Origin of the sequence: Paenibacillus tyrphae (genome assembly GCF_000722545.1) — a bacterium.
GTDB lineage: Bacteria > Bacillota > Bacilli > Paenibacillales > NBRC-103111 > Paenibacillus_G > Paenibacillus_G tyrfis.
Map to the genome: position 1 here is coordinate 294295 of NZ_JNVM01000017.1, position 25123 is coordinate 319417.

22 protein-coding genes and 1 pseudogene are annotated in these 25123 nt (G+C 48.1%); 10 read left to right on the forward strand and 13 right to left on the reverse strand.

Annotation, left to right across the window (positions count from 1 at the left end; all coding sequences use genetic code 11):
* The first annotated feature begins 28 nt into the window (after nucleotides 1-28).
* Entirely contained in the window at nucleotides 29-976 is a 948-nt protein-coding gene (locus tag ET33_RS21705; protein ID WP_036686527.1) for a hypothetical protein, read from the forward strand.
* 72 nt (nucleotides 977-1048) lie between these two features.
* On the opposite strand, the gene ET33_RS21710 is transcribed toward ET33_RS21705, so the two are convergent.
* Complete coding sequence (locus tag ET33_RS21710) at nucleotides 1049-2884, reverse strand: SgrR family transcriptional regulator (protein WP_036686529.1); 1836 nt, start codon at nucleotides 2882-2884, stop codon at nucleotides 1049-1051.
* 122 nt (nucleotides 2885-3006) lie between these two features.
* On the opposite strand from ET33_RS21710, the gene ET33_RS21715 reads away from it, so the two are divergent.
* Entirely contained in the window at nucleotides 3007-4269 is a 1263-nt protein-coding gene (locus ET33_RS21715) for an MDR family MFS transporter (RefSeq protein ID WP_036686531.1), read from the forward strand.
* 119 nt (nucleotides 4270-4388) lie between these two features.
* Here the strand turns inward: ET33_RS21715 and ET33_RS21720 are convergent, their stop codons facing one another.
* The 3 genes from ET33_RS21720 to ET33_RS21730 all read right to left on the reverse strand — a co-directional run bounded on the left by ET33_RS21720 (nucleotide 4389) and on the right by ET33_RS21730 (nucleotide 9265).
* On the reverse strand, nucleotides 4389-5414 hold the full coding sequence (locus tag ET33_RS21720; protein WP_036686533.1) for an LLM class flavin-dependent oxidoreductase: 1026 nt from the start codon (nucleotides 5412-5414) through the stop codon (nucleotides 4389-4391).
* Nucleotides 5415-5702: 288 nt separating this feature from the next.
* A complete protein-coding gene (gene cysI / locus ET33_RS21725) occupies nucleotides 5703-7424 on the reverse strand; it encodes an assimilatory sulfite reductase (NADPH) hemoprotein subunit (protein WP_036686535.1) in 1722 nt (573 codons plus the stop codon).
* Between the two features lie 35 nt (nucleotides 7425-7459).
* Nucleotides 7460-9265: an assimilatory sulfite reductase (NADPH) flavoprotein subunit gene (locus ET33_RS21730; RefSeq protein ID WP_036686537.1), complete on the reverse strand. Its 1806-nt coding sequence runs from the start codon at nucleotides 9263-9265 to the stop codon at nucleotides 7460-7462.
* A 204-nt stretch (nucleotides 9266-9469) separates the two neighbouring features.
* Here ET33_RS21730 and ET33_RS21735 point away from each other — a divergent pair, with 204 nt between their 5' ends.
* Together ET33_RS21735 and ET33_RS21740 are read left to right on the forward strand one after the other, a co-directional pair.
* A complete protein-coding gene (locus ET33_RS21735) occupies nucleotides 9470-10135 on the forward strand; it encodes a GntR family transcriptional regulator (RefSeq protein WP_036686539.1) in 666 nt (221 codons plus the stop codon).
* 6 nt (nucleotides 10136-10141) lie between these two features.
* Nucleotides 10142-11125 (forward strand): DMT family transporter, encoded by a 984-nt coding sequence (locus ET33_RS21740; protein WP_036686541.1) that lies wholly within the window; start codon nucleotides 10142-10144, stop codon nucleotides 11123-11125.
* Between the two features lie 64 nt (nucleotides 11126-11189).
* Here ET33_RS21740 and ET33_RS21745 read toward each other — a convergent pair whose 3' ends face one another.
* The 4 genes from ET33_RS21745 to ET33_RS21760 form a co-directional block, all read right to left on the reverse strand.
* A complete protein-coding gene (locus ET33_RS21745; protein WP_036686542.1) occupies nucleotides 11190-11630 on the reverse strand; it encodes an SRPBCC family protein in 441 nt (146 codons plus the stop codon).
* Nucleotides 11617-12075, reverse strand: coding sequence for an SRPBCC family protein (locus ET33_RS21750; protein ID WP_036686544.1), 459 nt, complete (start codon nucleotides 12073-12075; stop codon nucleotides 11617-11619). Before ET33_RS21750 ends, ET33_RS21745 begins: the two co-directional genes overlap by 14 nt.
* Complete coding sequence (locus tag ET33_RS21755) at nucleotides 12072-12575, reverse strand: MerR family transcriptional regulator (RefSeq protein ID WP_036686546.1); 504 nt, start codon at nucleotides 12573-12575, stop codon at nucleotides 12072-12074. Before ET33_RS21755 ends, ET33_RS21750 begins: the two co-directional genes overlap by 4 nt.
* Before the next feature lie 195 nt (nucleotides 12576-12770).
* On the reverse strand, nucleotides 12771-14624 hold the full coding sequence (locus ET33_RS21760) for a helix-turn-helix transcriptional regulator (protein ID WP_235206779.1): 1854 nt from the start codon (nucleotides 14622-14624) through the stop codon (nucleotides 12771-12773).
* A gap of 151 nt (nucleotides 14625-14775) precedes the next feature.
* Here ET33_RS21760 and ET33_RS21765 point away from each other — a divergent pair, with 151 nt between their 5' ends.
* The 4 genes from ET33_RS21765 (at nucleotide 14776) to ET33_RS39860 (ending at nucleotide 18843) form a co-directional block, all read left to right on the forward strand.
* Nucleotides 14776-16665: a serine hydrolase domain-containing protein gene (locus ET33_RS21765; protein WP_268808330.1), complete on the forward strand. Its 1890-nt coding sequence runs from the start codon at nucleotides 14776-14778 to the stop codon at nucleotides 16663-16665.
* Between the two features lie 18 nt (nucleotides 16666-16683).
* Nucleotides 16684-17502, forward strand: coding sequence for a CPBP family intramembrane glutamic endopeptidase (locus ET33_RS36575; protein ID WP_051775501.1), 819 nt, complete (start codon nucleotides 16684-16686; stop codon nucleotides 17500-17502).
* 268 nt (nucleotides 17503-17770) lie between these two features.
* Nucleotides 17771-18136: a hypothetical protein gene (locus ET33_RS39855; protein ID WP_235206781.1), complete on the forward strand. Its 366-nt coding sequence runs from the start codon at nucleotides 17771-17773 to the stop codon at nucleotides 18134-18136.
* A gap of 23 nt (nucleotides 18137-18159) precedes the next feature.
* Nucleotides 18160-18843 (forward strand): hypothetical protein, encoded by a 684-nt coding sequence (locus ET33_RS39860; protein WP_235206782.1) that lies wholly within the window; start codon nucleotides 18160-18162, stop codon nucleotides 18841-18843.
* 67 nt (nucleotides 18844-18910) lie between these two features.
* On the opposite strand, the gene ET33_RS21780 is transcribed toward ET33_RS39860, so the two are convergent.
* Nucleotides 18911-19954 carry an ankyrin repeat domain-containing protein gene (locus ET33_RS21780; RefSeq protein ID WP_036686549.1) on the reverse strand — a complete coding sequence of 348 codons (1044 nt, stop codon included), beginning with the start codon at nucleotides 19952-19954 and terminating at the stop codon, nucleotides 18911-18913.
* 106 nt (nucleotides 19955-20060) lie between these two features.
* Nucleotides 20061-20432 (reverse strand): winged helix-turn-helix transcriptional regulator, encoded by a 372-nt coding sequence (locus ET33_RS21785; RefSeq protein ID WP_036686551.1) that lies wholly within the window; start codon nucleotides 20430-20432, stop codon nucleotides 20061-20063.
* Nucleotides 20433-20603: 171 nt separating this feature from the next.
* Here ET33_RS21785 and ET33_RS21790 point away from each other — a divergent pair, with 171 nt between their 5' ends.
* Both ET33_RS21790 and ET33_RS37665 read left to right on the forward strand, forming a co-directional pair.
* Nucleotides 20604-21188 (forward strand): NAD(P)H oxidoreductase, encoded by a 585-nt coding sequence (locus ET33_RS21790; protein ID WP_036686554.1) that lies wholly within the window; start codon nucleotides 20604-20606, stop codon nucleotides 21186-21188.
* 293 nt (nucleotides 21189-21481) lie between these two features.
* Nucleotides 21482-21704: pseudogene (locus ET33_RS37665) on the forward strand (PD-(D/E)XK nuclease family transposase); the annotation flags it as partial.
* A 106-nt stretch (nucleotides 21705-21810) separates the two neighbouring features.
* Here ET33_RS37665 and ET33_RS21800 read toward each other — a convergent pair.
* From ET33_RS21800 to ET33_RS21810, 3 genes are read right to left on the reverse strand one after another with little or no spacing between them, the layout of a single operon-like run.
* The gene (locus ET33_RS21800; RefSeq protein ID WP_081890428.1) at nucleotides 21811-23151 is read right to left on the reverse strand and encodes an ABC transporter substrate-binding protein; all 1341 of its coding nucleotides are present in this window, start codon (nucleotides 23149-23151) and stop codon (nucleotides 21811-21813) included.
* 43 nt (nucleotides 23152-23194) lie between these two features.
* Nucleotides 23195-23860, reverse strand: a complete 666-nt coding sequence (locus ET33_RS21805) for an ABC transporter ATP-binding protein (RefSeq protein WP_036686563.1) — start codon at nucleotides 23858-23860, stop codon at nucleotides 23195-23197.
* A gap of 1 nt (nucleotide 23861) precedes the next feature.
* Nucleotides 23862-25115 carry an ABC transporter permease gene (locus tag ET33_RS21810; RefSeq protein WP_036686565.1) on the reverse strand — a complete coding sequence of 418 codons (1254 nt, stop codon included), beginning with the start codon at nucleotides 25113-25115 and terminating at the stop codon, nucleotides 23862-23864.
* Nucleotides 25116-25123: the final 8 nt, after the last annotated feature.

The window sequence follows — 25123 nt, forward strand, 5'->3', positions numbered from 1 at the left end:
ACTATCCAAAGGAGGCAAGGATCTTACGATGGTTACTCAAAAGGCGCTTTCGCACGTTACCTACACGGGCTCCGGCCCGTACTGCTACGCCAATTCCTTCGCGATGATGTTCGGGGCGGGCTCACCCTCTCCGGCCGTGATCGAGTTCGCTACCGGCAGCCCGTTCGGGATGCAGCTGATCGGCGGCACGCTGCCGTTCTTCGATCCGTACGGCTGGGACCCCGAGGCAGGCTTCGACGACGCGCTGGCTGCCCTGGGCTGGGCGTCCACGGTTACCAAAAGCGGCGACGCCGACGAGGCCCTCGCCCGCCTCAAAGCGTCCCTGTCGGACGGTCCGGTATGGATCGGCCCGCTGGAGATGGGGCATCTGCGGCATCAACCGGAAATGACCGGACCGATCGGCGCCGACCATTACGTCGTCGTCCTTGAAATTGACGACGAGCGCGTGCTCATGCACGACCCGCAGGGCTATCCGTACGTTTCGCTGCCGCTGAGCGACTTCATGACGGCCTGGCGAGCCGAGACGCTCAGCTACGGCAAGCCGTACACAATGCGCACCGGCTTCACCTGGCTCGCGGAAGTGTCCGAGGCGGATGCCATCAGGGCGTCGATCCCCGCCGCGATCCGCTGGCTCTCGATGGAGGGCAACAACAACACGCCGGCAGACACCCTCGGCAACGGCGAAGCCGCCAAAGGGCTCGCGGCGCTCATCGAGAGCGGCTGCAGCAGGGAGCTTCGCGGCCACTTGATTTACTTCGCGGTCCGGGTCGGCGCGCGCCGCGCCGCGGATGCCGCGACCTGCCTGGCGCGCGTCGGATACGCCGAGGCCGCACGGATCGCGGCCGAGCGGGCGCGGATCATCGGCTCGATGCAGCACCCGCTGGTCACCGGCGACGACGCTTCGGCGGCCGCCTTGCTGCGGGCGCTCGCGCCGACGTACGCCCAACTGCTGGCAGCGCTGGAAAGCGGAAGCTGAGCGCAAGCCTAACTAAGAAGCAGGCCGATCCTAAGCTCATGCAGCGTAAGGGTCGGCCTACTTTATTCTTGCTCAAGGCGAGACATGCGGATGAAACCAAATCTTATGGAAATCAAGCCAGCCTAAAGCGCTAATGGTAACTCCACGAACCGATTTATGAAACGAAGTATTGTTTTTCTTTTGAACAAGGTACAGGACGGAATACGTCTCCCGTATCAGATCTTCCACATCTGCCAGTTTGTGTTGGCGTTCGTTCTCGTCGGATTCGCGAAAAATAGATTCGGCCGCTTTTTTTACAGCCTCCGCCATGGGATCGTCAAATGCAGACAAGAAGTAATTTTTTTGCAGATACATCTCCAGCTCGCATACCTCGTCGTTGCTAAAAGTGTTTCCAAACAATAGACAGTCATGCTGTGGCAAAGAATGGTGAACCGCAAATTCGGACGGATCTGTAATTTCGATTTCCATATGAACGCCAAAAGACTCGCATCGCTCCCGAATCCAAGCGGCGTCTTCCCCGTGATATTCGGTTGTAAGCAAACGGAACGTTTCCCCCTGGTAGCCGCTCGCCTTCAACATGGTCAAAATTTCCGAACGACTTACACTGGAATTCGCTGCCGTTATCTTATCGGAGACCGGACGGTATGGACGGAATCCTTGCGCGGGAAATACCCGGTCGCCCCCCAATTCGGCAATCATCCGTTCTCTATCGATGATGTGATGAAGAGCTTCTCGGAATTTTGGATGGTTTTGCGGACCGGTCTTCCACTGGTTAAATACAAGCAAACCGCAGCAACAGAACAACGTTTCCATGTCAAGCCACTCGCCGTTTCCTTTCATCAAAGCATCCCGCTGCGCTTTGGAAGCATCCCCGTCCGAAATCATAACCGATGTCCAGTCAGGCTCCTTCAAGCGGCCTGTTTCTATTTCGGGGAAGATGAGGACCTCGACACGATCCAGGTGCGGCCTGCCTTGAAAATGCGCCGGGAATGCCTCCAAAATACAGATGCCCTCATTGAGACGAACCATTCGAAAAGGGCCTGTTCCTACCGGTTTTTTCCCAAATTCCGCTTCGCCTGCCCGTACAATCTCTTCGGGGACAATACTTGCGGGAATCGTAGAAAGAAACCGCAGAAACAAATAATTCGGTTCTTTCAAACGGATTCGCACCGTTTTATGGTCCATGGCATCGATCTTCTCGATGTCTTGAAACATCCAGCTCGATTCAAATCGATCAGGGTTCAAGCGAAGTCGATCCAGTGAAAAAACGACATCGTGAGCAGTCAGCTCTTGCCCGTGATGGAACATGACGCTTTTTTTCAAATGAAACGTCCATTCTCTGGCATCGACGCTGCTTTCCCAGGAATGCGCGATACAAGGTGTGACGGTTCGGCTTTCCTGATCGTATTCGACCAACGTATTGAACAACTGGCCTACCATGTGCGCATCGAAATTATAATAAATCAGTCCGGGGTCAAGCGTTAAAATCGAACGGTACACGGGAAATCGCAGCGTATCCTGCAGCTTATTGGAAACGGCTTGGGTGGAAAAGCCCATTCCTTCCGACAGCCAGTCCATAAACTGCTCTTTGACAGCAGCCGCCCCGAAACGGTTCATCAGCTCCATCGCTTCCTTTACATTCCCCTGCTCCATCCTAAGCTTAACTTCCCGAAGGAGGATTTCGCCCGAATCCGTGAGTAAGGTCAGCATAGAAGTATGACCGCGGCCCCGCCCGGCTTTCCACTCAATCCAGCCCAGCTCGCAAAGCTTACGGACAATCAGTTTAGCGTAGCGAGGCGTACAGTACCATATCCCGGCAAGCTTGTCGACCGTAACCGAGAAGGGCTTACCTACCTCATGGTTGTTAAAATATTGGCGAAGCTCTAAAAAATGCGGAACCGTCAACATAGTGAACCTCATTTCTCGCTAAAAAAGGTGAAGTGATTTAATCAAATCATACTCTTTTTATCCCTTTTTTGATAGCTATACTGAGGGTTAGGGAAGACGAAACAGCAAAGGTGATGAAGAGGATGAACATGATCTTAAAAAAGCGCTTAAACCTGCCCCGGTTTCATCCGGTAGCATGGGGAGTCATTATCGGAACCTTCCTGTCGCGCACAGGATTTTTTATGACACTGCCGTTTTTGGGTATTTATTTGGGAAAAGTCAAGGGAATCGATCCGGCAACCGTCGGGGCCATTTTAGCCGTAAGCTTATTGGCCGGAACCTTAAGCAGCTTTGTTGGAGGAGCATTATCGGATCGTCTGGGCAGATATCCGGTTATGATTTCATCGATGGCCGCCTGGAGTCTTGTCTTGATAGGCTTCGCCTTTGCCACCGAAACTTGGGCTTTCTTCTTATTGAGTGCGCTAAACGGTCTCTGCCGCAGTGTTTTTGAACCGACCGCCAGAGCCCTGTTGGCCGACGTCACTCCTTCCGAACATCGTGCCGACGCCTTTAATGCGAGATATTTTGCTATCAATCTGGGAGGAGCTATTGGACCATTGGTGGGCTTGAAGCTTGGCGCAGGCAGCTCTTCATCGCTTTTGCCGTTTTTCGCAAGTGCTGTAATTTTCTTTATTTACGCCTTGGTCTTGGTGGTTTTCATGGTCATGTTCAAGCAGAAGCTTCATGAGAAATCGGCATCGATCACGATGAACCAAATGGCACGAATTATTTTTACCGATAAAATATTCCTCTATTTTCTTCTGGGTAATGTATTTGTCACAGGTGCCTATTCCCACTTGGATACTACCTTATCGCAATATATTGGTCATGATCGGGTCGAATCGTATTCGTTTCTTTTCGTGGTCAATACGCTCTCCGTATTGGTATTGCAATATCCTCTTGCCAAACTGATGAAGCGCTTCTCTTCCTTAACGGCATTAAAAGCCGGGTGCCTGTTATTTGGATTGGGTCTGTTCGGGTTTGGGATTTTTGACAATATCTTGATGCTTGCCTTGTCGATGGTCGTTTTTACAACGGGCGAAATCTTATGCTTTGTCATTGGAGATGTGCTTATCGGTGAAATTGCGCCCGAACATCTGAGAGGGGCCTATTATGGCGCCAGCGGATTGGCATTTATCGGGCAGAGTGTTAGCGCTTGGATTGGCGGTATTTTACTGAGCGTACTAGGTTTCGGGCAAGGTCCTGTCCTATTCGCGATCCTCATGCTTTTGGCGTTTATCGCCTTTCCATTCTTCCATCGGGGGCAGCACTTATGGGAACAACGGCAGGGCCTTGAGAAAACAAATGATATGGGGTGCTTATGTGGGGAAAATTCAGGAATTTAAGTGTGTTGCTGCGGCAACATGCTGTCTTTCGTTCTTGGATTTTAGGTGCCTCCTCCATGCTAAAGGCTTCGCAAATGATAAGATCATCGTGCGAAGCCTTTGTAGGTTTATACAATGGGTTACGATTTTATAATATCGGCGACGATTTCGTAAGAACGCAGGCGTGCCTGATGATCAAACACATGGCCAACGACCATTATTTCGTCCGCTTGGGTAGCGTCCAGGAATGCTTGCAGCTTTTCTTTCACCGTTTCCGGACTGCCGAAGATGGAGGAGCCAAGCTGGTTCTGCAAGGCTTGTTTTTCGTGCTCGCTCCATAGGCCGTCCATGCTGTCCACAGGCGGCTGCAGCGGCGCTTCATGCCCCCGGATCAGGTTGAGGAATTGCTGCTGCAATGTCGTGCCCAGACGTTCCGCTTCTTCATCCGTATCCGCGGCAATGACATTGACGCCAACCATCGCATACGGCTTCTCAAGCACTTTCGAAGGCTGGAAGGCACGACGATATAATTCCATCGCCGGCACGGTGTTGGTGGGCGAAAAGTGACTGGCGTAAGCAAACGGCAGACCGAGCTGACCGGCCAGTTGAGCGCTGAAGCCGCTGGAACCGAGCAGCCAGATAGGAATCGTCAGGCCCTCTCCCGGGATCGCCCTCACATGCCTCGGGCCTGAGGCCAACGAGGGGTCGAAATAGGCCCGCAGCTCGGCCAATTGGTCGGGGAAATCCTGGCCTCCGCTCCGAATGTCTCGGCGCAGCGCGAATGTGGTTCGCTGATCGGTGCCGGGCGCGCGCCCGAGACCCAGATCAATGCGACCCGGGAACAGGGATTCAAGCGTTCCGAACTGCTCTGCGATCACCAGAGGCGAATGGTTGGGAAGCATGATCCCGCCCGAGCCTACCCGGATCGTTGACGTACCGGACGCCACATGAGCGATCACAACGGAAGTAGCGGAGCTGGCGATAAAAGGCATATTGTGGTGTTCCGCCAGCCAATAGCGGTTGTACCCCCACTTCTCTACATGCTGGGCAAGGTCCAGCGTGTTGCGAAAAGACTCGGCAGGAGTTCCCCCGGCGATGATAGGAGACAGATCGAGCACGGAGAATGGGATATCGCTCAGTCGTTTGTTCGAATGGTTTGCAGACATATTGTCTTCCTCGATTCTTTTTGTTATTTTGCCTTGCATCCGACTTTTCACGCCATGAATTTATATATCGCGATATCTATCTTTTTAGATACAATAAAAAAAGCAGCATACATGGAAAATCTCTACGCATAGGAATTAACCATGTTTGCAGGTCTATTATTTCATTATATATAGAAATACAGATATGTCAATGCAGGGACCGATCCATAAAGAAGAGCTGTCTTTTCAGTAGAAATCTACTTCAAGGACAGCTCATCCGATTTGTCATATAAAAATATTCCGTTACTCTTACTCGTGAAAATCAAGTCCCGAACGGACTTCTTTAACGTAGCCTGCGCGAATCACGAAATCGCCGAAATGCTCGCCTTCCTCGCGTTCCTTCGCATAGCGGTTCAAGATCGGCCGCAGCTCCGCAAGAATTTGCGTCTCGTCAATATTTTCGCGGTACATTTTATTGAGCCGGTTGCCGGAGAAGCCGCCGCCCAAGTACATGTTGTATCTCCCCGGAGCCTTGCCGATAAAGGAAAGCTCCGCAAGCGCAGGCCGGGCGCATCCGTTCGGACAGCCGGTCATCCGAATGACAATCTCCTCTTCACGCAATCCTGCCTCATCCAAGATCGATTCGATCTTCTCCAGCAGCGTGGGCAAATAGCGCTCCGATTCGGCCATCGCCAGACCACAGGTCGGCAGGGAAACACAGGCCATCGAGTTTCTGCGCAGCGCGGAATATTGAATCCCGTCGGTCAGTCCGTATCCCTTGATGATTTCCTCGATTTTTTTCTTCTTCTGGGCCGATACATTGCCTATGATCAGGTTCTGATTCGGCGTCAGACGGAAATCCCCGTTGTGCACCTTGGCAATTTCCCGCAACCCGGACATTAAGAGGTAATTGTCCTCGTCCTTCACCCGGCCGTTCTGAATGAAGAGGGTGAAATGCCATTTGCCGTTGCTTCCCTTCACCCAGCCATAACGATCGCCATTGTGGTCGAAATGATAAGGGCGCGCTTCCTCCAGCTTCCACCCCAAGCGCTGATGAAGCTCGTCGATAAACCATTCCAAACCGCGGTCATCGATCGTGTACTTGAACCGGGCATGCTTTCGTACCGAACGGTCGCCATAATCCCTTTGGATCGTGACCGTTTTTTCGGCCACGTCGACGGCCTGCTCCGGTGTGACGAACCCGATCACCCGCGCCAGCTGCGGATACGTTTGCGGATCGCCGTGCGTCATCCCCATGCCTCCGCCGACAGCCACATTGAAGCCCAGCAGCCGTCCTCCCTCATGAATCGCGATGAAGCCAAGATCCTGAGAGAAGACATCGACGTCGTTGGAAGGCGGCACGGCTATGCCGATCTTGAACTTACGCGGCAAGTAAACCGGTCCGTATATCGGTTCTTGCGCTTCGCCGTCACGGCTGTCGACAACCTTCTCTTCATCCAGCCAAATTTCGTGATAGGCTCTGGTTCGCGGATCAAGATGATGGCTGATCTTCTTGGCCCATTCGTACACCTGCTCGTGGATTTCGGAAGCGTACGGGTTCGGATTGCACATCACGTTACGATTGACGTCCCCGCATGCCGCAAGCGTGCTTAACAGCGCTTCGTTGACTTCCTTGATGACCTGCTTCATGTTCCACTTGATCACGCCGTGAAGCTGGAACGACTGCCGGGTCGTGAGACGAATCGTTCCGTTCGCATATTGCTGCGCGATGCGATCCATCATCAGCCATTGCTCCGACGTAACGACGCCGCCTGCGGCCCTCACACGCACCATGAACTGGTAGGCCGGCTCCAGCTTCTGTTTATTCCGCTCGTTGCGAAGATCCCGGTCATCCTGCATATAGCTTCCGTGAAATTTCATCAAGCGGTTATCGTCCTCGGGAATGGAGCCCGTGATTCTATCCGTGAGCGTGTCCGCAAGAGATCCCCGCAGGTAGTCGCTTCGCTTCTTGATCTCCTCTACATCGCTATGAGGCGCACTATTTGCTGAAAGTAAATTATTTTCGCTCATGTCCCTATCCCCTCTCGTTATCTTTGAGTCTGAACTCAGTAGACATCTCGCTGATAACGTTTGTCCTGTTGCAATCGTGCCAAATACTCCGCAGCGGCCTCTGAGCTAAGTCCGCCCTCCCGCTCGATCATGGTGGCGAGAGCGGCATGAACGTCATGCGCCATGTGCTTTTCGTCTCCGCACACGTAGATGCCGGCTCCTTCCTCCAGCCATTGATACAATTCCTTGCCGTGTTCAAGAATGCGGTGCTGCACATAGACCTTCTGATCCGTATCGCGGGAGAACGCCACATCCATGCGGGTCAGCACGCCATCCTTCAGCCAACGCTGCCACTCGACCTGATAGAGGAAATCCGTGGAGAAATGGCGGTCGCCAAAAAACAACCACGTCTTGCCCTGCGCCCCGGTTTCTTCCCGCTCGCCCAAGAAAGCCCGGAACGGAGCAGCGCCTGTGCCGGGTCCGATCATGATGATTGGCGTATCCGGATTTTGCGGAAGCTTGAAATTCGGATTGTGCTGGATAAATACCGGCAGCGAATCGCCCAGCTCCAAATGCTCGGCGATATAAGTCGAGCATACGCCGTATCGCTCTCGTCCGTGCGCTTCGTATTGTACCTTTCGGATCGTGAGATGCACCTCGTCCGGGTACGCCTTCGGGCTGCTGGAAATGGAATAAAGACGCGGCGGCAGCTTGCGAAGAATCGATACGAATGATCTGCCCGATACTCCTTTAAGCTGATAATCCTGCACCAGATCCAACAAATCCCGGCTTTTGATATACGCTCGAAGCTCCTGCTCACGTCCCGGCGCAAGCAGCTCCTGCAGGCCGCTGCCCGGGAAAAGAGTGGCCGCTTGCTCCAACAGCGGTTTGGTCAGAACCGTAATTTCATAATGACCGGTCAAAGCCTCAAGCAGGGTGCGCTCGTTGCCGTTTTTATCGACCGGAACGAGCTCCTCCCGGTTCCAATCCATCGCCTGGACCAGTTCGTCGACAAGTCTGGGATGATTCTTGGGATACACGCCCAAGCTGTCGCCCGGCTCATACTGGAGATTGGATCCTTCAAGCGAAATCTCCAGGTGACGTGTTTCCCGGTCCGATCCGCGGCCGTTCAGATTCAAATTTTCAAGCACTGCGGCTTGAAACGGGTTAGACCTCGAATATTCCGTCGGCTGCGTCTCGTTCCAGACGGTTGCACCGCCGCCATTTGCGGAGGACTGGGCCGCAGGGGCCTCGTTCAGAGAAGCCAGGACACGATCCATCCACTCCGCCGCGGAATCCTCAAAATCGACATCGCAGTCAACGCGTGCGGTAAGCCTTTTGCCACCGAGCTCCTCAAGACGCTTGTCGAAGTCCTTGCCCGTCTGGCAGAAAAATTCATAGGAAGTGTCCCCCAAAGCCAATACGGAAAACCGCAAGCCTTCCAATTGCGGCGCCCGCTTGCTGTGCAGAAATTCATAGAAAGACAGCGCATTATCCGGCGGTTCGCCTTCCCCGTGCGTACTCACCAGAATGAGCAGATTTTCAACCTTCTTTAACGTATTCGGCTTGAAATCGCTCATGGAGGAAAGCGTTGGCTGGAGGCCCTGCTCCTTCAGCTTTTCGCTCAGCTTCTTGGCCAGCTTCTGGCTGTTCCCGGTCTGGGAACCGAATAGCACCGTGACCTCCTTGGAGAGGACCGGTTGGTTCACGGCCGGAGCAGCCGCCGAAGCTTCAGTTTTGTGCAGAGCCGTCAAATAACCGCTCAGCCAAATCTTCTGCACCTCGGTAAGCGTAGGCAGCAAACGGTTGAGAAGCTCCACTTGCTCTTGATTAAAAGGACTGTTCATCACCTGTAATATCAACAATATGCACCTCACATAGGATGAAAAATAATTCCCAGTATTCTTATATAATTAATTTTATCTTATCTCCAAGCTATCATAGCCGGGGAAACGGATCAATTAAAAGGATTTTATAGCTTTTATTAGTTTTGCTGATAAATCGCCGGCGCTACCGGATCAAAAATTAATATTGCCCAACAAACCAATATCCGATATATTGGTTTTATGAAAAAAGATCAGATTCAACCCATTCAACGGCAGTCGTTTAGAGATGAAGTCTATCAAACTTTAAAAAAGTGGATTATCACCTTGGAATTACATCCCGGAGAACGCTTGAGCGACAAAGAATTGGCGGAGAAATTCGGCATTAGCCGCACGCCGGTCAGGGAGGCGCTCAAAAGGCTTGAAGATGAAGGCCTGGTCGCCTCCCTCCCGGGATCGTCCACTTACGTAGCGCCATTAAATGTAACGGAGGCGAAGCACGCATTTACGGTCGTCGCCGTCTTGCACGCTTTAGCGGCAAGGCTCGCATGTCCTGTTTTGAAGGAAGCGGATTTTCAAGCACTAGAGGCAAGCAATAACGCCTTGCAGCTTGCGATTGAACAAGGCGACGTGATTCAAGCCATCGAGGCGGATACGCATTTTCACAAGGTGTTCTTGGACGCGGCCGGGAACCCGGAGATCCTACTGGCATTAGAACGCAGTATCCCCAAAATTCAGCGACTGGAGATTTCCCAATTTAATAGCCTGAAAGGGTTAAATTCCGTGGAGCAGCACAATCACATTATGGCCGCTTGCCGAAGTGGGGAGTATGAAAAGGTTGTCCGTCTTGTCGAAGAAAACTGGCTAAGTCTCGGCGAGCTGCTAACCCAACCAACGGAACCGAGGTGAGTCCAGTTGAAGCCCATTTTGATCGGTATATGCTCGGCCTTCTTTTTTGCTTTTACCTTTGTTCTCAATGCCTCGATGGAGCTGTCCGGCGGGAGTTGGATTTGGAGCGCTTCGCTGCGCTATCTCTTCATGGTTCCGCTGCTCTTGGGCATCGTACTGGCTCGAAAAAACCTGCGTCCGCTCTTAACGGAAATGAGAAAACAACCTGGAACGTGGCTATTGTGGGGTACGGTGGGATTCGGGTTGTTCTATGCTCCTTTATGCTTCGCAACCGCATATTCCCCCGGCTGGCTGATTGCCGGCACATGGCAAGTTACGATTATCTCGGGCACTTTGCTTGCACCGTTATTTTGGGAAACGATCTCGACCGACAAAGGACCCATGCAAGCCCGGGGGAAAATTCCCGTTAAGGGTCTGATCATGTCGCTCCTCATCCTGCTAGGGATTATTCTCATGCAGATTGAACATGCCAAAAGCCTTTCCTTCGAAAGCCTAATGCTCGGGGTGGTCCCTGTGCTGATCGCGTCGTTCGCCTATCCTTTGGGCAATCGGAAAATGATGGAGCTTTGCGAGGGGCGTTTGGATCCTTTTCAGAGGGTATTGGGCATGACGATTGCAAGTCTGCCTTTCTGGCTGGTCCTTTCCTTGTATGGCTTGTCTACCGTAGGATTGCCAAGCAAGGAGCAGAGCTTTCAAGCGCTGCTGGTCGCCCTTTTTTCCGGCGTCGTGGCCACCGTCCTCTTCTTCAAAGCAACGGATATGGTGCGAGGAAATATGCGGAAGCTGGCTTCGGTCGAAGCCACGCAATCGATGGAAGTCCTGTTCGCCTTAGCCGGGGAGCTGCTGTTTTTGTCGATCCCGCTGCCTTCTCTTTTATCTTGGTGCGGGATGATTGTCGTTGTTCTCGGCATGATTTTGCATAGTTATGTGGCGAATAAGCAAGAGGAACGTCGATTGAAACCGTCAGCCGCGCTGAACGAAAGAACATAAAAATATCGCCGTCCAGCTCCGACAGAGCGTGTGAACGGCGATATTTTTAATTCCTCCCGCATAGCTAGGAGGACATTTCTTCCAGCAACAGGCCTAACCGGTCGAGGTTCTGTTCATTGCCTTCAATACAGTATGCCTTGGCTTGCTCGAATTCCTCGGTTATCTTGAAAAGCTGACGGTAAGTAACTTTGGTGCGGCCTTCCAGGTTCTCAAAAGTTGCCGTTACCCGAAATTCGGGACTGGACAGATGATCAAGCACGATCCGCTCCAGCGGCACGATCTCGACAAAGACGCTATGGTTCGGGTAATCCGTGCCATTCGGTCCATGCATGGTGAAACGCCACGTGCCGCCCGGCCTGATATCGCACTCGTGAAATGTATTCGTGAAGCCACGCGGCCCCCACCAACGAGCGAGCAAGTCAGGGGTTGTCCAAGCCCGGAATACAAGCTCCCGCGGTACATCGAACTCACGTGAGGAAATAATTTCATTTTTACCCATGGTCATGACCATTCCCCTCTTCAAAGACCTTGCCGAGCGCGTCCAGCATGAGTTTGGTACCGTGCTCCCGTATTTCCGGTGTATCGTGTCCGTCAAAGTAGGCCCCTTGCTCCGTAAAAATGAGTTTCGTGCCGCCCTCCAGCTTGATCAGCTCGACCGTTGTATTCGAGACGGAGACGCGTGTGCTGCCGGAATCCAGGGTGTACGTATAGACGATGCGCTGCTCCGGAACAATTTCCTGGTAGCTGGCGTCGAACGTAAAGACCGGCCCTTCCGGCGGCCCGCCGCTGCTGTACTCGCGCCCGCCAACCCGAAAGTCGAAGATCTCCGGCTTCGAAAACCATTTCGCTTTGGCAACCGGGTCAGCCCAGGCTTGATAAACCCGCTCCGGCGAGGCGGCATAAGTCCGCTCGACGACGAAGGTCGCATGCTTAACAAATCGTTCATTCATTGATTTTCCTCCTTAGGTTTCGGCATTCTCTCCTCGGCAAGAAAGTCCCCCAACAGATCCAGGTTTCGCTCCCAAATCGCTTGCCGCTCAATGACCAGCTTCTCAAATGACATTTTCATCGCTTGCAGAAGGCTCGTGAAATCTTCCACCGTTAATTGCGCCTTGCCCTGCATAAGCTTGGATACATGTTCGAGCTGCTCCAACAGTTTCTGCTGCAGCTTGATCTGCTCTTTGACTCGGTTGATCTGCAAGTTGACGATCTCAAGCGGACTGATTTGCCCGCCGGTTAAAACCGATTTAATCTCCTCAAGAGATAGCCCCAGCTCTTTCAGCGATAAAATCTGGTGCAAACGCGACAGGTCCGATTCATTGTACAGCCTGTGGCCGGATTCCGTATGTTCCGACGGAGAGAACAACCCGATTTGATCATAAAAACGCAAGGTTCGTACGGTAAGCCCCGTCAGATTGGCGAGGTCTCCGATCTTCCAATAGCTCTTCATTCATCATCTCCACTCTTTGGCGCTAGCTTTATACCGGTAGCTTCATTATAAAACCTTACGTTACGTAAGGTGCAAGCATAATTATGCCGTTTGGCGCAGATTTGTTGGATAGCGTAAAAACGACATCACGATCCGCCTTATCTGAAGCCGCGTAGATCATGATGCCGCTCAAATCACTTCATTCGTATGACCCGTCTAAACGACAAGTCCTTCCTCCTGCGCTTTCCTCACCGCGTCTTCCCGGTTATTCACGCCCAGCTTGGCATAAATCATCGTAGTGCAATTACGAACAGTACCTTCGGAAAGAAATATTTTTTCCGCGATCGCTTTTATACGAAGCCCTTTCACCAGGGATGCCAGAATTCCCCGCTCACGCTCCGTCAACCCGTAAGGGCAAACGCGCCCTTGCAATTTACGCAGTCCATCCAGTTCTTCCTGCTGCACCTTCATCTCTTTGAAGAGGACATCTGCGATGGACTGGGTAATCAGCGTTTCCCCTTGGTGGACGACCCTTATCGCCTCCACTAACTCAATGGGGGAAACGGATTTCAACAAGTAACCGTTGGCGCCGTTCTTGAGCGTATCGGTGGCCTGCGAAGCCTCTTCGATGGTTGTCACCATAATGACGCGTAAGGCGGGCCATCGTTCGCGTATCGCTCGCAGCGTACTCGGTCCGTCCAATACAGGCATTCGGACGTCCAGCAGCACCACATCGGGATTCACGTTTGGAATCATGTCTAGCGCTTCCTGCCCGTTTCCGGCGAGCCCAACGACTTGCATATCCTGCTGTTGTTGTAAGATCAGCTGCAAGCTTTCTCTGATGATCGGCTGGTCGTCAACGAGAAGTATGCGAATGCTTGCTGCTTGTGGAAGAACCGCCAGATGAGGCAGGCAGCAAATAACCGCTACACCTCCTTCATCCAGACAATGAAGAGATAAATATCCATCAAGGGCTACAAGCCGCTCCTTCATCGATTGCAACCCGAATCCGAATTCAATTTCCTTGTTTCCATTCCCGTTATCTTCAACCTGCATTCGGATTTGGACTTCTTCGAAGTACAATCCCACTTGTATAAGTGAAGCACCGCCGTGGCGCACGGCATTGGTCAGCGCTTCCTGCAAGCAGCGATACAGGGGTAGCTTCCGGGACCGACTTAATTCAACCTCCTTGCCGTAGATGCGCAGCTTGACAATCACCCCGGTTGACTGTTGAAATTGCTCGATCAATTCGCGAAACGAGGACTCCAAGGTCGTTAACGATTCCCCGGTGGTTTGCGCCCAATTGTGAACGATTCCCCTGGTTTCATTCAAACCGCGGCGCGCCATGTGAAGCAGGGTGTCCAGTCGCTTCACTTCGGTATCGGGCAAGCGAGGCCGAAGCGTCTCCATGCCCATAATTAGCGATGTCATCGTGTGTCCGATCGTGTCGTGCAGCTCTCTGGATATCTTGTCTCTCTCCTCAAGCAGCGTTATTTGCTCCACTCGACTCGCATATTGCTCCAAAATTTGGTTCTGTTCCTTAATGATCAGGCTCTGCTTTTGCGTACGGACCAACAATTGAAAGCCGAAGCCGCACCCGTACATTCCCAAATGGTACAAGATGGCTTGAAAAGCGATACTATCGAAATCCAGACGAGCGGTATTCCATGCGAGAAAGGGAACAAGAAGAATCGTAGCAGGCCCCGTCCAACGGTATGTTCGTTCCGTGCTATGGAATCCCACGACAAAGGCGACAATCACAAACTGCCATTGGGTCGCTTCAAAATAGTAGTTTACAGCAATGTAAAGGCTCCCGCTCAGCGCAATCTCAGCAATCAAATAAGCGCTGGTGGAATACCGGTAAAACCAATAAGGAATAACAAACGCAAGAACCGAAACGAATAGCACCGCCCCTACAGGGTACGGCAAACGGTCGTGATATCGAACAAGCCCGATGACAATCGTGATCCACCACATGAAGCGGATTGTGAAAATGATCCAATCGAACCATGCCCATCGGTTGGCAAATGTCAGCAGGGTGAACACCTCATTTCCGGATTTAACTGTCAACCATTATAGCATGTGCCCCCATGAAGCGATATCACGAATACGAATGACAATGTACAACTTCCCAAAATGACAGGTTCGACCTCATACTCAGCCTTATCGCTACAGCCTGGCGATATCCATCGCTCAAAAACGAAAGGTGAAGATGATGAATATGTCGGATACACGGAAATGGTTGGCTGCTCTACTCGCTTCTTGCTTGGTATTCCTATTGTGCATGCCACAGGCTAATGCGAATGAGGCTTCGCCGTTCTCCGCAGAAGTGTTGGAACAATTGATTGATCCTCTCATGAAGGAGGAAATGAGCAAGCTTCATATTCCCGGCGCAGCGGTTGTCATTACACAAGGAGAACGCATCATGTATAGCAAAGGGTATGGCTTCGCCGATCTGGAACAACAAGTGCCCGTTAACCCGGCAAGCACCCTGTTTCGGCTAGGTTCCTTAACCAAATCCTTCACCGCTACGGCTGCTATGCAACTGGTCGAGGAGGGAAAGCTCTCTTTGCATGACGATGTCAATGCAGCCCTGAAGGATTACCAGGTTAATGGAAATCATGGCCCGATTACACTCCATCACCTGCTCACGCATACGGCAGGTCTGGATGTAATCATGTATGAAAGAGATAATCGCCAAGGATTGATCCCGCAATGGTCGACGGATACGGTTCGGACGTATTTGGAGAGGCAGCCGACGGTGTTTGCCCCCGGAAGTAAATTCCTATACAGCAATGCCGGGATAGGACTTGTGGGAAGTGTGATCGAACAAGTATCCGGACTTCCCTTGAATGATTACATGCGGGAACGCTTGTTCCAGCCACTCGGCATGAGCAGCGCGAACTTGAATCTCCCGCAGGATCGGACCAAGTTGGCCAAGAGCTATGCCTATACGGACAACGGTTATCAAGTGGTTCCTTATTCGGGAATTCATTTTCCCGGGGCAGGAGCCGTCAATATGACGCCGAATGACTTCGCCCCCTACATGATCGCACATTTGTCCAACGGCTATTTCCACGGTAAGTCCTTGCTTAAACCGGAGACGGTCCGGATGATGCATGCGAAGCAATTCTCTTCTCATGAACGCATGTATGGGATTGGGTATGGTTTTTTTCGGTCAGAGACAGTGAATGGAGTTCCCTACTTGTGGGCGAATGGAGGAATTGATGGATTTAATTCGAAAATGGTGCTCATTCCTTCCCATTCGATCGGTATCTTCATTACCGCCAACACCGGAGATAGCGGGATGGAAATGCACGGGAAAGTCGTTCATGCCATATCCCAAATTATCGACTCGAAAGTAGCCCACAAGCCGCTTCCTCCCCTTGAAAGTTCAGGGAGTGCAATCAAGGAACTGGAAGGACGATACGAGCTGCAATTGGCAGCGGAGCATGGCTGGGCCAAGGGGCTTCGCTTGCTAGGCAGCGTACCCTATACGGTTGAAGCAAAAGACGATCGAACATTAGTGGTGACCGGCTTATTCCAGAACGACGGGCAACAGATGCTCAGGAAAGAGTTTACCCAAGTAGATGAAAGGTTCTTCCAAGAAGTCGGCGGGGAGGAACAGCTGTACTTTCATAAAGAACAGGGGAGATGGACGCTGACAGGGCCGATGTACTTCTCAATCCCGCGCACGGCTTCCTTTGAGTCGGGAACTGTCTTGTTGGCGCTGTATGTGGTACCCGGCATTTTGTTCACGCTTATTCCGCTCCTATGGATCGTGAGGTACGCGATACGGCAATGGCGCAAGCAATCGCACAGCATCTCTGTAGTTGTTCCAATCATCGCTCTCCTTCAGAGCATATTCTTCGTTGTCCAGTTCATCTATGGGAATGGAGAGATTCTATACGGATACTCGCAGTTCTATCAGGTCGTGGTGGCTTCAATGCCTCTTATTTCGTCGGCCGCGGCTGTTTATTTCTTGATTCGAATCTTTACTGCCAAGGAGCTTGACCGATGGAAGACCGTAAACGTTGGGATCGCCGTGCTTACACTCCTTTATACGGCTTACTTGTTCTATTGGAACTTTCTTTCCGTACATTACTCTTAGGATTAGGAGGCTATAATGATGTCGCTTAAACGAACGATTGTCTATTATCTGGGGATAACGCTTGGGATTACTTTCATTATGCAAGCGGTGATCGGGGCAGCTTACACCCCCGCAAATATCATCTTGATGATGTGGGTGCCAGGCTTGGCTGCCGTGGTATTCACCTTGTTCGGCAAGGCGCCGCGGCCCGGAATGCTTGGTTTACGGTTTTGCCGCCCCTATGATTTGATTATGGCAGCTGCAATCCCCGCCCTAACGTTTGTCATTACCACCGCAGGCTCGGCTCTATTATTCGAGGGCAGCATCAGATGGGGGGATTACAAGCTTATAGCTGTAACGGACAGCTTCACGCTGAATCTCCTCGTCACGATCCTCGTGGTCGTAGCCAAATCTTCCCTGTTCGCGCTTGGCGAAGAGTTGGGCTGGAGAGGGTATGCGCAAAGCCGGATGATCGCTTCATTCGGTTCCGTGAAGGGGATTGTGATTCTGGGTGTCGTATGGGGATACTGGCATTTCGGGGTTACCCTTACGGGAGCTACCTTTAAAGGCGCGCCGTTGCTAGGGGCACTTGTCTTGATGCCGCTAGCATGCATCGGCATGTCGTTCATATTCGCATGGTTGACTCTGAAGTCAGGCTCCGTATGGCCTGCTGCTGTGGCCCATGGAATAACGAATATTCTCTTTGATTTCTCGTTCCTCTTAACCGATTATAAAGGAAGCGCGGCTCTGTACTATACTTGGATTGTCGCGGTGATGTTACTCGTGGGAGGCATCTTTATGTGCTTGATCCAAAGAATGCGGCCCCCGGTTACGGAAGGCACGAACAGTGCTGCCTGATCCCAATTAAGGAATATCTTCTTAGGCCCGAGTACGATCGAATGACACTCGAACGTGCTCGGGCCTCTTCGGCGCTTCTGGAGTTCCGCTCTCCAATTTGTGTTAAGGTTCAGCTGAAGGGGTCGATCTTCACCTCGCACGCTCGTCGATCCATGGTCGAGGAGGAATGCTCCGCTAAATGTAGAATATTCTCAAAGTGGGGGTCGAGAAGTCTTCCCGCCAATATGTTAATACAAGTTGAATCCTAGAAGAACCGAGGACACGACCAATGAAGCTTCAATTACTATATAACGAATATCTGAATCTAAAATTCAACAGGGGATTACCGTCCGTTTCAACGGATTGCTTTGAATACTGCCTTTATGAAGACGACAGTGCAGAATTATTCTTTATCGGTCGCGAGAATGAGTCGTTTATCGAGTGGGCGGATGAATTACAACCGAAAGATCCGAATTACACCGTAAACCCGGACTGGAAGCCTGTGCTCTCGGCTTTTTTTGAACATCTCGATGTCTATGATGAGCTAATACTCTATTATCTGTTGTTTACGATCAACAAGACGATGTCCATCGTCAAGGTCAATCCGTACAATGCAATGAATGATTTTATGAAAAACTATTGTTTTTTCAGTTAGCTCAATTGTCGGATGCTACAAGCTTGAACGATGAACAGAGACAGCAATTACGAGACTTTTTCTTCTTTTTCTACCTTTATACTCATCCGGTGAATGAGGAGACCCTCTACTCCTTTTCATTCCGCGGGCAAGATTTGGTTCATACGAAAACCAATATCCATATGGAGCATTATTTTTCTGTTTACCACGATTACTACAGCGAGCATCTCGACAAGCACAGAGATGAATTAGTCATCGCTCCCCATGAAATAAATGCCTGCAAACATCTCACGCTGGAGCTGTTAAGGGCAATAGAGGGGAAATCGCCCAAGCTGGCCATGCCTTCGGAAGAAGGCTTGGAAGATATATTACGACTGATCAATGACGTCGATTATTTGATCCATAGCTATTCCGAGAATAAAACAACGGTATTCGGGATGATGAGAGACTTTCTCTCTGACCATCGCTCTAACCCCTATCGCGAGCATTGTTTCTGTACGCTGCTTCAGAATTATGTCTGTTATATCCTTTATTTTAAGTTTGATGAAATTCATGATTTGGTAGATTACTTCAAAGGCACTCCGTCATGGTGCGAAACGATCATCAATAAAATCTTTGCGGACGCCATCTTCATTCAGAAGATGATGAGGCAGAACCGTATAGATATTACCGAGTATGGAGATGTAGTCGAATTGTTCGACGAAGAGGCCCGAAGGATCTATCTGTAATCAGTTTAACGGGGTTATCGGCGAAAAATGCGAAAGGAGCCTGCCGCGGCAGCTCCTTCACAACATGTTAACCCATCATATGAAGAATGGCTTTGTTTACACATGCTCTGGCTAAATCTACAGCTGTCTTCCCATCTCGATCTGTAGCATGAATGTCCGCGCCATATGCTAACAGCATTTCAATCGCGGCAACATTTTCCCTCCTAATCGCTCGATGCAAGGCGGTTTGTTTATAATCATTTCTATATTCAAGATTAGCTCCGTGATCCAGCAGGAATTTAATCCCCACAATGTTATTGAAATCCGCAAAGCTATGTAGAGGAGGGAATGGCTTCTTTTCCTGGTTCACATCACAGCCCAGCCTTAGAATATCTTCCAGCAGAGCTTCGTCTCTACAATGAAGAGCAATCCCGAAGCCCTTCTTATTCACCTCTTTTTGATAAACATCGGGAAATTCCAGACGAATATAATTCACAATATCGCTTGAGCGTTTAAAAGCAATTTCCAGAGGCGTTTGAGTCAGAGAACGTTTTCCTACATTTGCCCCCTTCTCGGCCACTAATCTAAATGCCTCTAAATTATTGTGTTTACTACAAAACTGCAATGAAGTGCCACGATACTTAAGAACTTTGTCTAAATCGGATTTGCTTGCGTGGGTGACTAGTTCCTTAATTTTCCCCATGTCGTTCATATAACATGCGAATACTAATGTATTCTTAATTTTCTCCGCCTTTAACGATTGCTGTAAGACTTCTTTTCTTTCCTCTTCCTTCGGTTCCAAACCATATCTCTGGTAAATGATTAATTCAAAGGCATCCGTATCAAAAAGCTCAGGATTCATATCGTTCACAAGGCCGTGCTCAACTAATTTGCCCGCGTCGACTTTGATACAAAGAATGCCCTTTCCCAGCATGAGTTCCTCAATTTCGTTCATATACTTATCAAAAAGAGCAATCGTGATGTGACCATCATAGGAAACTTTGTTTTCGAAAATGGCAAAATAGCCGCTCGTAAACGAATTCGCGGTGCCTAAAATTAAATAGGTATATGTTTTTTCGCTTAGCATAGGTTCATTGATAATCGCGTCTACTAAATCAGCAAGGTTTTTCATCTATTTAGGCCTCCATGTCTTTTCACGATTTCCGAGATAAATTCATCATTCTGTGGCCCCAGCCATGAGTTCTCAATTCTCCTCCTCGCGCTTCCTCCCTGCAATTTCAAGCATTTTTCGAGCATTCAGAGCAGGAGGACTTCCATTCACGTTGATGGATATATTGCTCGCCCCACTCGCCCAATTGGTCTAAGATGGATTTCAGCGACATTCCTAATTCACTCAGTTCATAGACTACTTTCGGCGGCACTTGATTATATACCGTTCTAAGGATGATGCCGTCTTCCTCCAACTCCCGAAGCTGCTGAGTTAACATTTTTTGCGTAATCTCGGGAATGGCCTTTTTTAAATCGCTCGTTCTCTTCGGCGCGGGTCCACAGTTTAAATGACATAAAATCAGCAGTTTCCATTTCCCTCCTAAAACCTCCAATGTCGCTTCTGCGGGGATGTTAAACGTCCGTGTTGCCTGCCTTTCCATGAGATCACCATCCTCTCGTCGGTTCTTAGGTATAGTTACTTTTTGGTTCCTATATTACTTTTTGGTGCTTATAGAACATAAAAGTGCGTTCTTCCCTTTTTTTCCTGTATAAGAGATAATTTCATCGTACCTCATTCGAAGTAAAAAGTTGAGAGATGGAAGGTGAACTCAATGAAAATCTTGACCGTTGTATCGCACCCTAGGGTGAATTCCTTAACCTTTTCTGTTGCAGACAGGTTTCTACAGGGACTCGCTGATGCGGGACACGAAACGGAGATGCTGGATCTGCATCGCCGCGGCTTTAATCCTGTGTTGTGGGAAGCGGATGAACCGGATTGGTCATCCGATCGCAAGATCTATTCGCCTGAGGTTGAGGCCGAAATCGAACGAATGAAGAAGTACGATGCTCTCACCTATATTTTCCCGATCTGGTGGTTCAATCTGCCTGCTATGCTCAAGGGATATATCGACCGGGTATGGAATAATGGTTTTGCGTACGGCTCCAATAAATTGCATCATAAACAAGTACTGTGGCTCGGTCTGGCAGCAGCTCCGAAGGAACTCTTTGAGAAGAGACAGTACGATAAGATGCTGTCCCAACTGCTGAACACCGGAATAGCCGATTACTGCGGAATCTCTAATAGCAAGGTTGAGATATTATACGATACCTTGGATTCAAGGCCGGAAATTTTTGAGAATCTCCTGATGCGAGCTTACCATCTAGGACTCTATTATGACAACGATGCAAGGGTGTAACTTGCGTCTTTTTATGCACGCGTAGCAAAATCCGTGGTTTGCTCGAACAACAAAAAGGACACGACCCGTTGAAACGAGTTGTGTCCTTTTTGTTTTTATATAATGGCTTCGTTAATATAAATGAATAGCGAGGACATAAATACAATCAATATATGGTGCTTCGCATCGCCAAACTAAAAATGACATCATGTATCCACCTTCTCTGAAGCAGAGTAGATCGTGATGTCATCTACTTCCACCTGGTGTGTCTAAAAGGTCACTAAAATGATATATTGTTGATAATGAACGGAGTGATGGCCGAACTGCTCAATCCTCGAAATGACTTTCTTTCTAAGGGTATTTTCGGCAGTGAAGAAAATCGCGATGTTTTGCTGGCTTTCCTTAACAGAACGTTTTTCGAGGCTGGAAAACGGCCGCTGACAGAAATTGTTCTGCTTAATCCCTACCCCGATGCTCCCCGAGATAAGTCTGGATATTCGCGGCAAAACGACAGAAGGCGATCTGATCAATGTAGAAAACGCAGTTGCTGCCATCAATACGCGGCTCTTTTTCTATCAATGGAGTGCCGATCTGCATTGTATAGTAAGGGGGTATTCGGGTAATTTAAGCTACGAAAGTTGAGTCAATTGTTTCTAAGGATCAAGTTTCCTTCTTCTTGCCATTCACTGAGTGCTTCTTTAACTATCTTTTTGCCCTGTAAAACTTCATTAAATTTAGTTATTCCGATATCTTGTACATGAAGTAAGTTGATATTGCTTCGAAGCATCGACTCTTCTAACGGTTTTGTAGACGGAATTAACTTATAAAAAGCTTTAACATTATAGTTGTCCGCCCCTTTAATAAAGGAAGTTCTAGAAACCAGAAAGCTAGTTTCTCTCGATTTAACCTCAGCCCATTCGTTTCCATTGATTAACTTCAAATAATTCCATGCACTTTCGATATTGTTTCCCTTAGAATTAATAGCCATTAGTCCTTTCAAATTAATTGTTCCACCAGTATTGGGATTCTCGGGATGAGCAGGAAGAGCAGCTATTCCCCAATCAAGCCCAGACTTAGTTGCTTTCATTTCTTTTATTAGCTCTTGTAATTCATTATACTGCAAAATCGACATGGCCAATTTTCCTTTAAGGAATAAGCTTTTTGCATCTTCATTTTCATTTTTGTCATCATAATTTGGAAAAGTTTTGTTTGAATTAAGCTCCTGTATCTTGTTCCAACAATTTTCCCAAAATTTGTTATTAACAAGCAGCTCCTTTGAGGAAGTATCTACCATCTGAATACCAGATGAAGCTATATAAGAATTCAATATTGAATAAAAAGAATTTGATTTATTAAAGCTGAAAGAAAATCCATAAATTTTTGAGTCAGTATTTTTAGTTAGATGCATTGCTTTTACAAATATTTCATCCCATGTCTGATCGTCTGTTGGATAGGACACCTTAGCATCATCAAATATTTTTTTATTGTATATAAGAGCATTTGTTGAGAATTGTGGCGCAAGAGCGTATATTTTACCCTCACCCATCTTTTTCATTGTTTCAACAACAGGCAGTGCTATTCCTGAAATATCATAGTTATCTTTTTTTATTAAAGAATCCAATGGAACTATTAAATTATCCGCTATAAGTAACGGTAACTGATCATAGTTGGTCATTACTATATCAGGAGGGTTGGGATCACTCATTTTATCTTTCATAACTTGAATAGGATCTAATTGATTATTGTTATTCGGGTTATCTATCACCGGCAAAACCCTTACTTTTACAGAAGGATAGGTGTACTCATAAAAATCAGTATATTGTGATCTGAAATACTCTTCCCCCCTTGCACCTCCATAATATAGATCCATAATTTTCAATTCTCCAGAAGGCAGCTTTGTAACATTATCTTTTGAGCAAGAGATGATAAGTATTGTACATAAAAAAGTACTTGAAGCGATTAATACCTTTTTTATGATGTCCATACAATATTCCTCACAATTTTCCTTAGTTTTATTCGGAAGACTACTATCCTACGACGGTCCCATCTTTCATATAAATCCTTTTCTCACAGTAATCAGCTATGGTTTCATCATGAGTAACGATAATAATCGTTTTCCCGGCGCGATTTAAATTTTTCAAAAGCAACATCACGTCCTGTCCGTTTTGTTGATCAAGCGCTCCAGTCGGTTCATCGGCTAAAATAAATTCCGGCTCTCCAACGATTGCCCTTGCTATCGCTACTCTCTGTTGCTGCCCTCCCGACAATTGATGCGGCTTTTTATTACGGGCATCAATAAGATCGAACTTTTCAAGTGCCTCTACAGCTAACTTCTTGCACTCTTTATAAGGCATTTTCCTGTAGAGTAATGGAAGCATAACGTTTTCTAAGGCTGTATATTTTGGAATCAATGAATAATTTTGAAATATAAAACCTATTTTTTGATTTCTAATTTTGGCCAATTGCTTGTGATTGAGATGATTTACATGCATCCCTTCTAATATATATTCCCCGCTAGTAGCTTTATCTAGACATCCTATAATATTTAACAAAGTGGATTTACCTGATCCGGAACGTCCCATGATCGCAATCATCTCACCTTTGTTTACTTTTAAGCAAACATCATGAAGCGCCCTGCTTGTAACATCCGTATTTGAATATACCTTAGTTATATTTTTTAATTCGATAAACATCTTATTTTCCACCTCGGATAAGTTGAGCAGGCTCGATAGATTTTAATTTTAAAATAGGACCGAAGGATGTAATAAACGATATAGAGATACAAAGAACAAATGAATATATAATAATATATATATTGATATCTATGGCTATTGGTGTGTTAATTAAATTTTTCGCTATATAAAAAATAACTAAAGCCAGCGAAAAGGCGAAAAGAGCAAGTACCAATATTTCAAAGATGATTAAGTTTATGAGCGAGGTTATGGTGGCCCCAAGAGAGAATCTGATTCCAAATTCTCTGTATCTTTGAACAACTGACGATAGCATTACGCCAATAAGTCCAAAAATGGACAACAGCAAAATCAAACTGGAAAAGATCAAAGAAAACAAGATGATAGGCCAACTTATTTTTTTTAATTCCTCGAGTTGTTCTTTTATCGTCGAAATATCACCATAAATTTTATTTGATTCTAAGTTTTTTTGAACTGTTTTTTTTACCTCTTCTGTGGAAGTATTCTCTTTGCTTTGAATAAGCATATTGGTTTTCAATCGTGTGATTAATTGGTTACCGTAATTTTGCTCCGATTGCAAGGGACAAATAAACATTGTTTGGTTAGTAAGTATTGAATTGGCTAAGGTAGACGATCCCCCTCCCCAATACACCGGGTTCTCTTTCAAAATTCCAACGACTACAAATTTCTTGTCAACAATGGTCATTTTTCGATCATCGGCTATCCCGCTGGATAAAATCGTGCCTAAAGGAAATTGCTCTTCGAGTGCGGGGCCTATTAATGTTGGAATGATCTCATTTGGCTCTGAACCGACATCATTTTTATCCAATCCTCGTCCCTTCTTAACTTCAAACTTAGTCCACTCGAGTAAGTTTTTATCCAGAAAGACAACTTTGTTGATCCCGGTTTCAGATTGTTTTTTATTATCAATTAATGGGCTATCGATTAATTCCTTGAATGGGATATTAAGATTCAAAAATGTTCCTATATTTTTTATTTTGTCATTCTTTGACAAATTGTTATAAAAAGAAAGTAATTTCTCACTCCTTGAATCAGGGCCTATGTCCTCAATAAACAGATGTAATGTATTTAAATCAGTCACTTTTTTAATTGTTTTATCATGATTCATTGTGCTTTCTAACATGGAAATTCCAATCAAAAAACATATAAACCCTATAAAAAGTTGGATACCAACGAGAAAGGGACGAACCCCCTGTCTCCTTAGCCCCCCTTGGCAGACTCTCAAATTTAAAAACAACTTTCCCA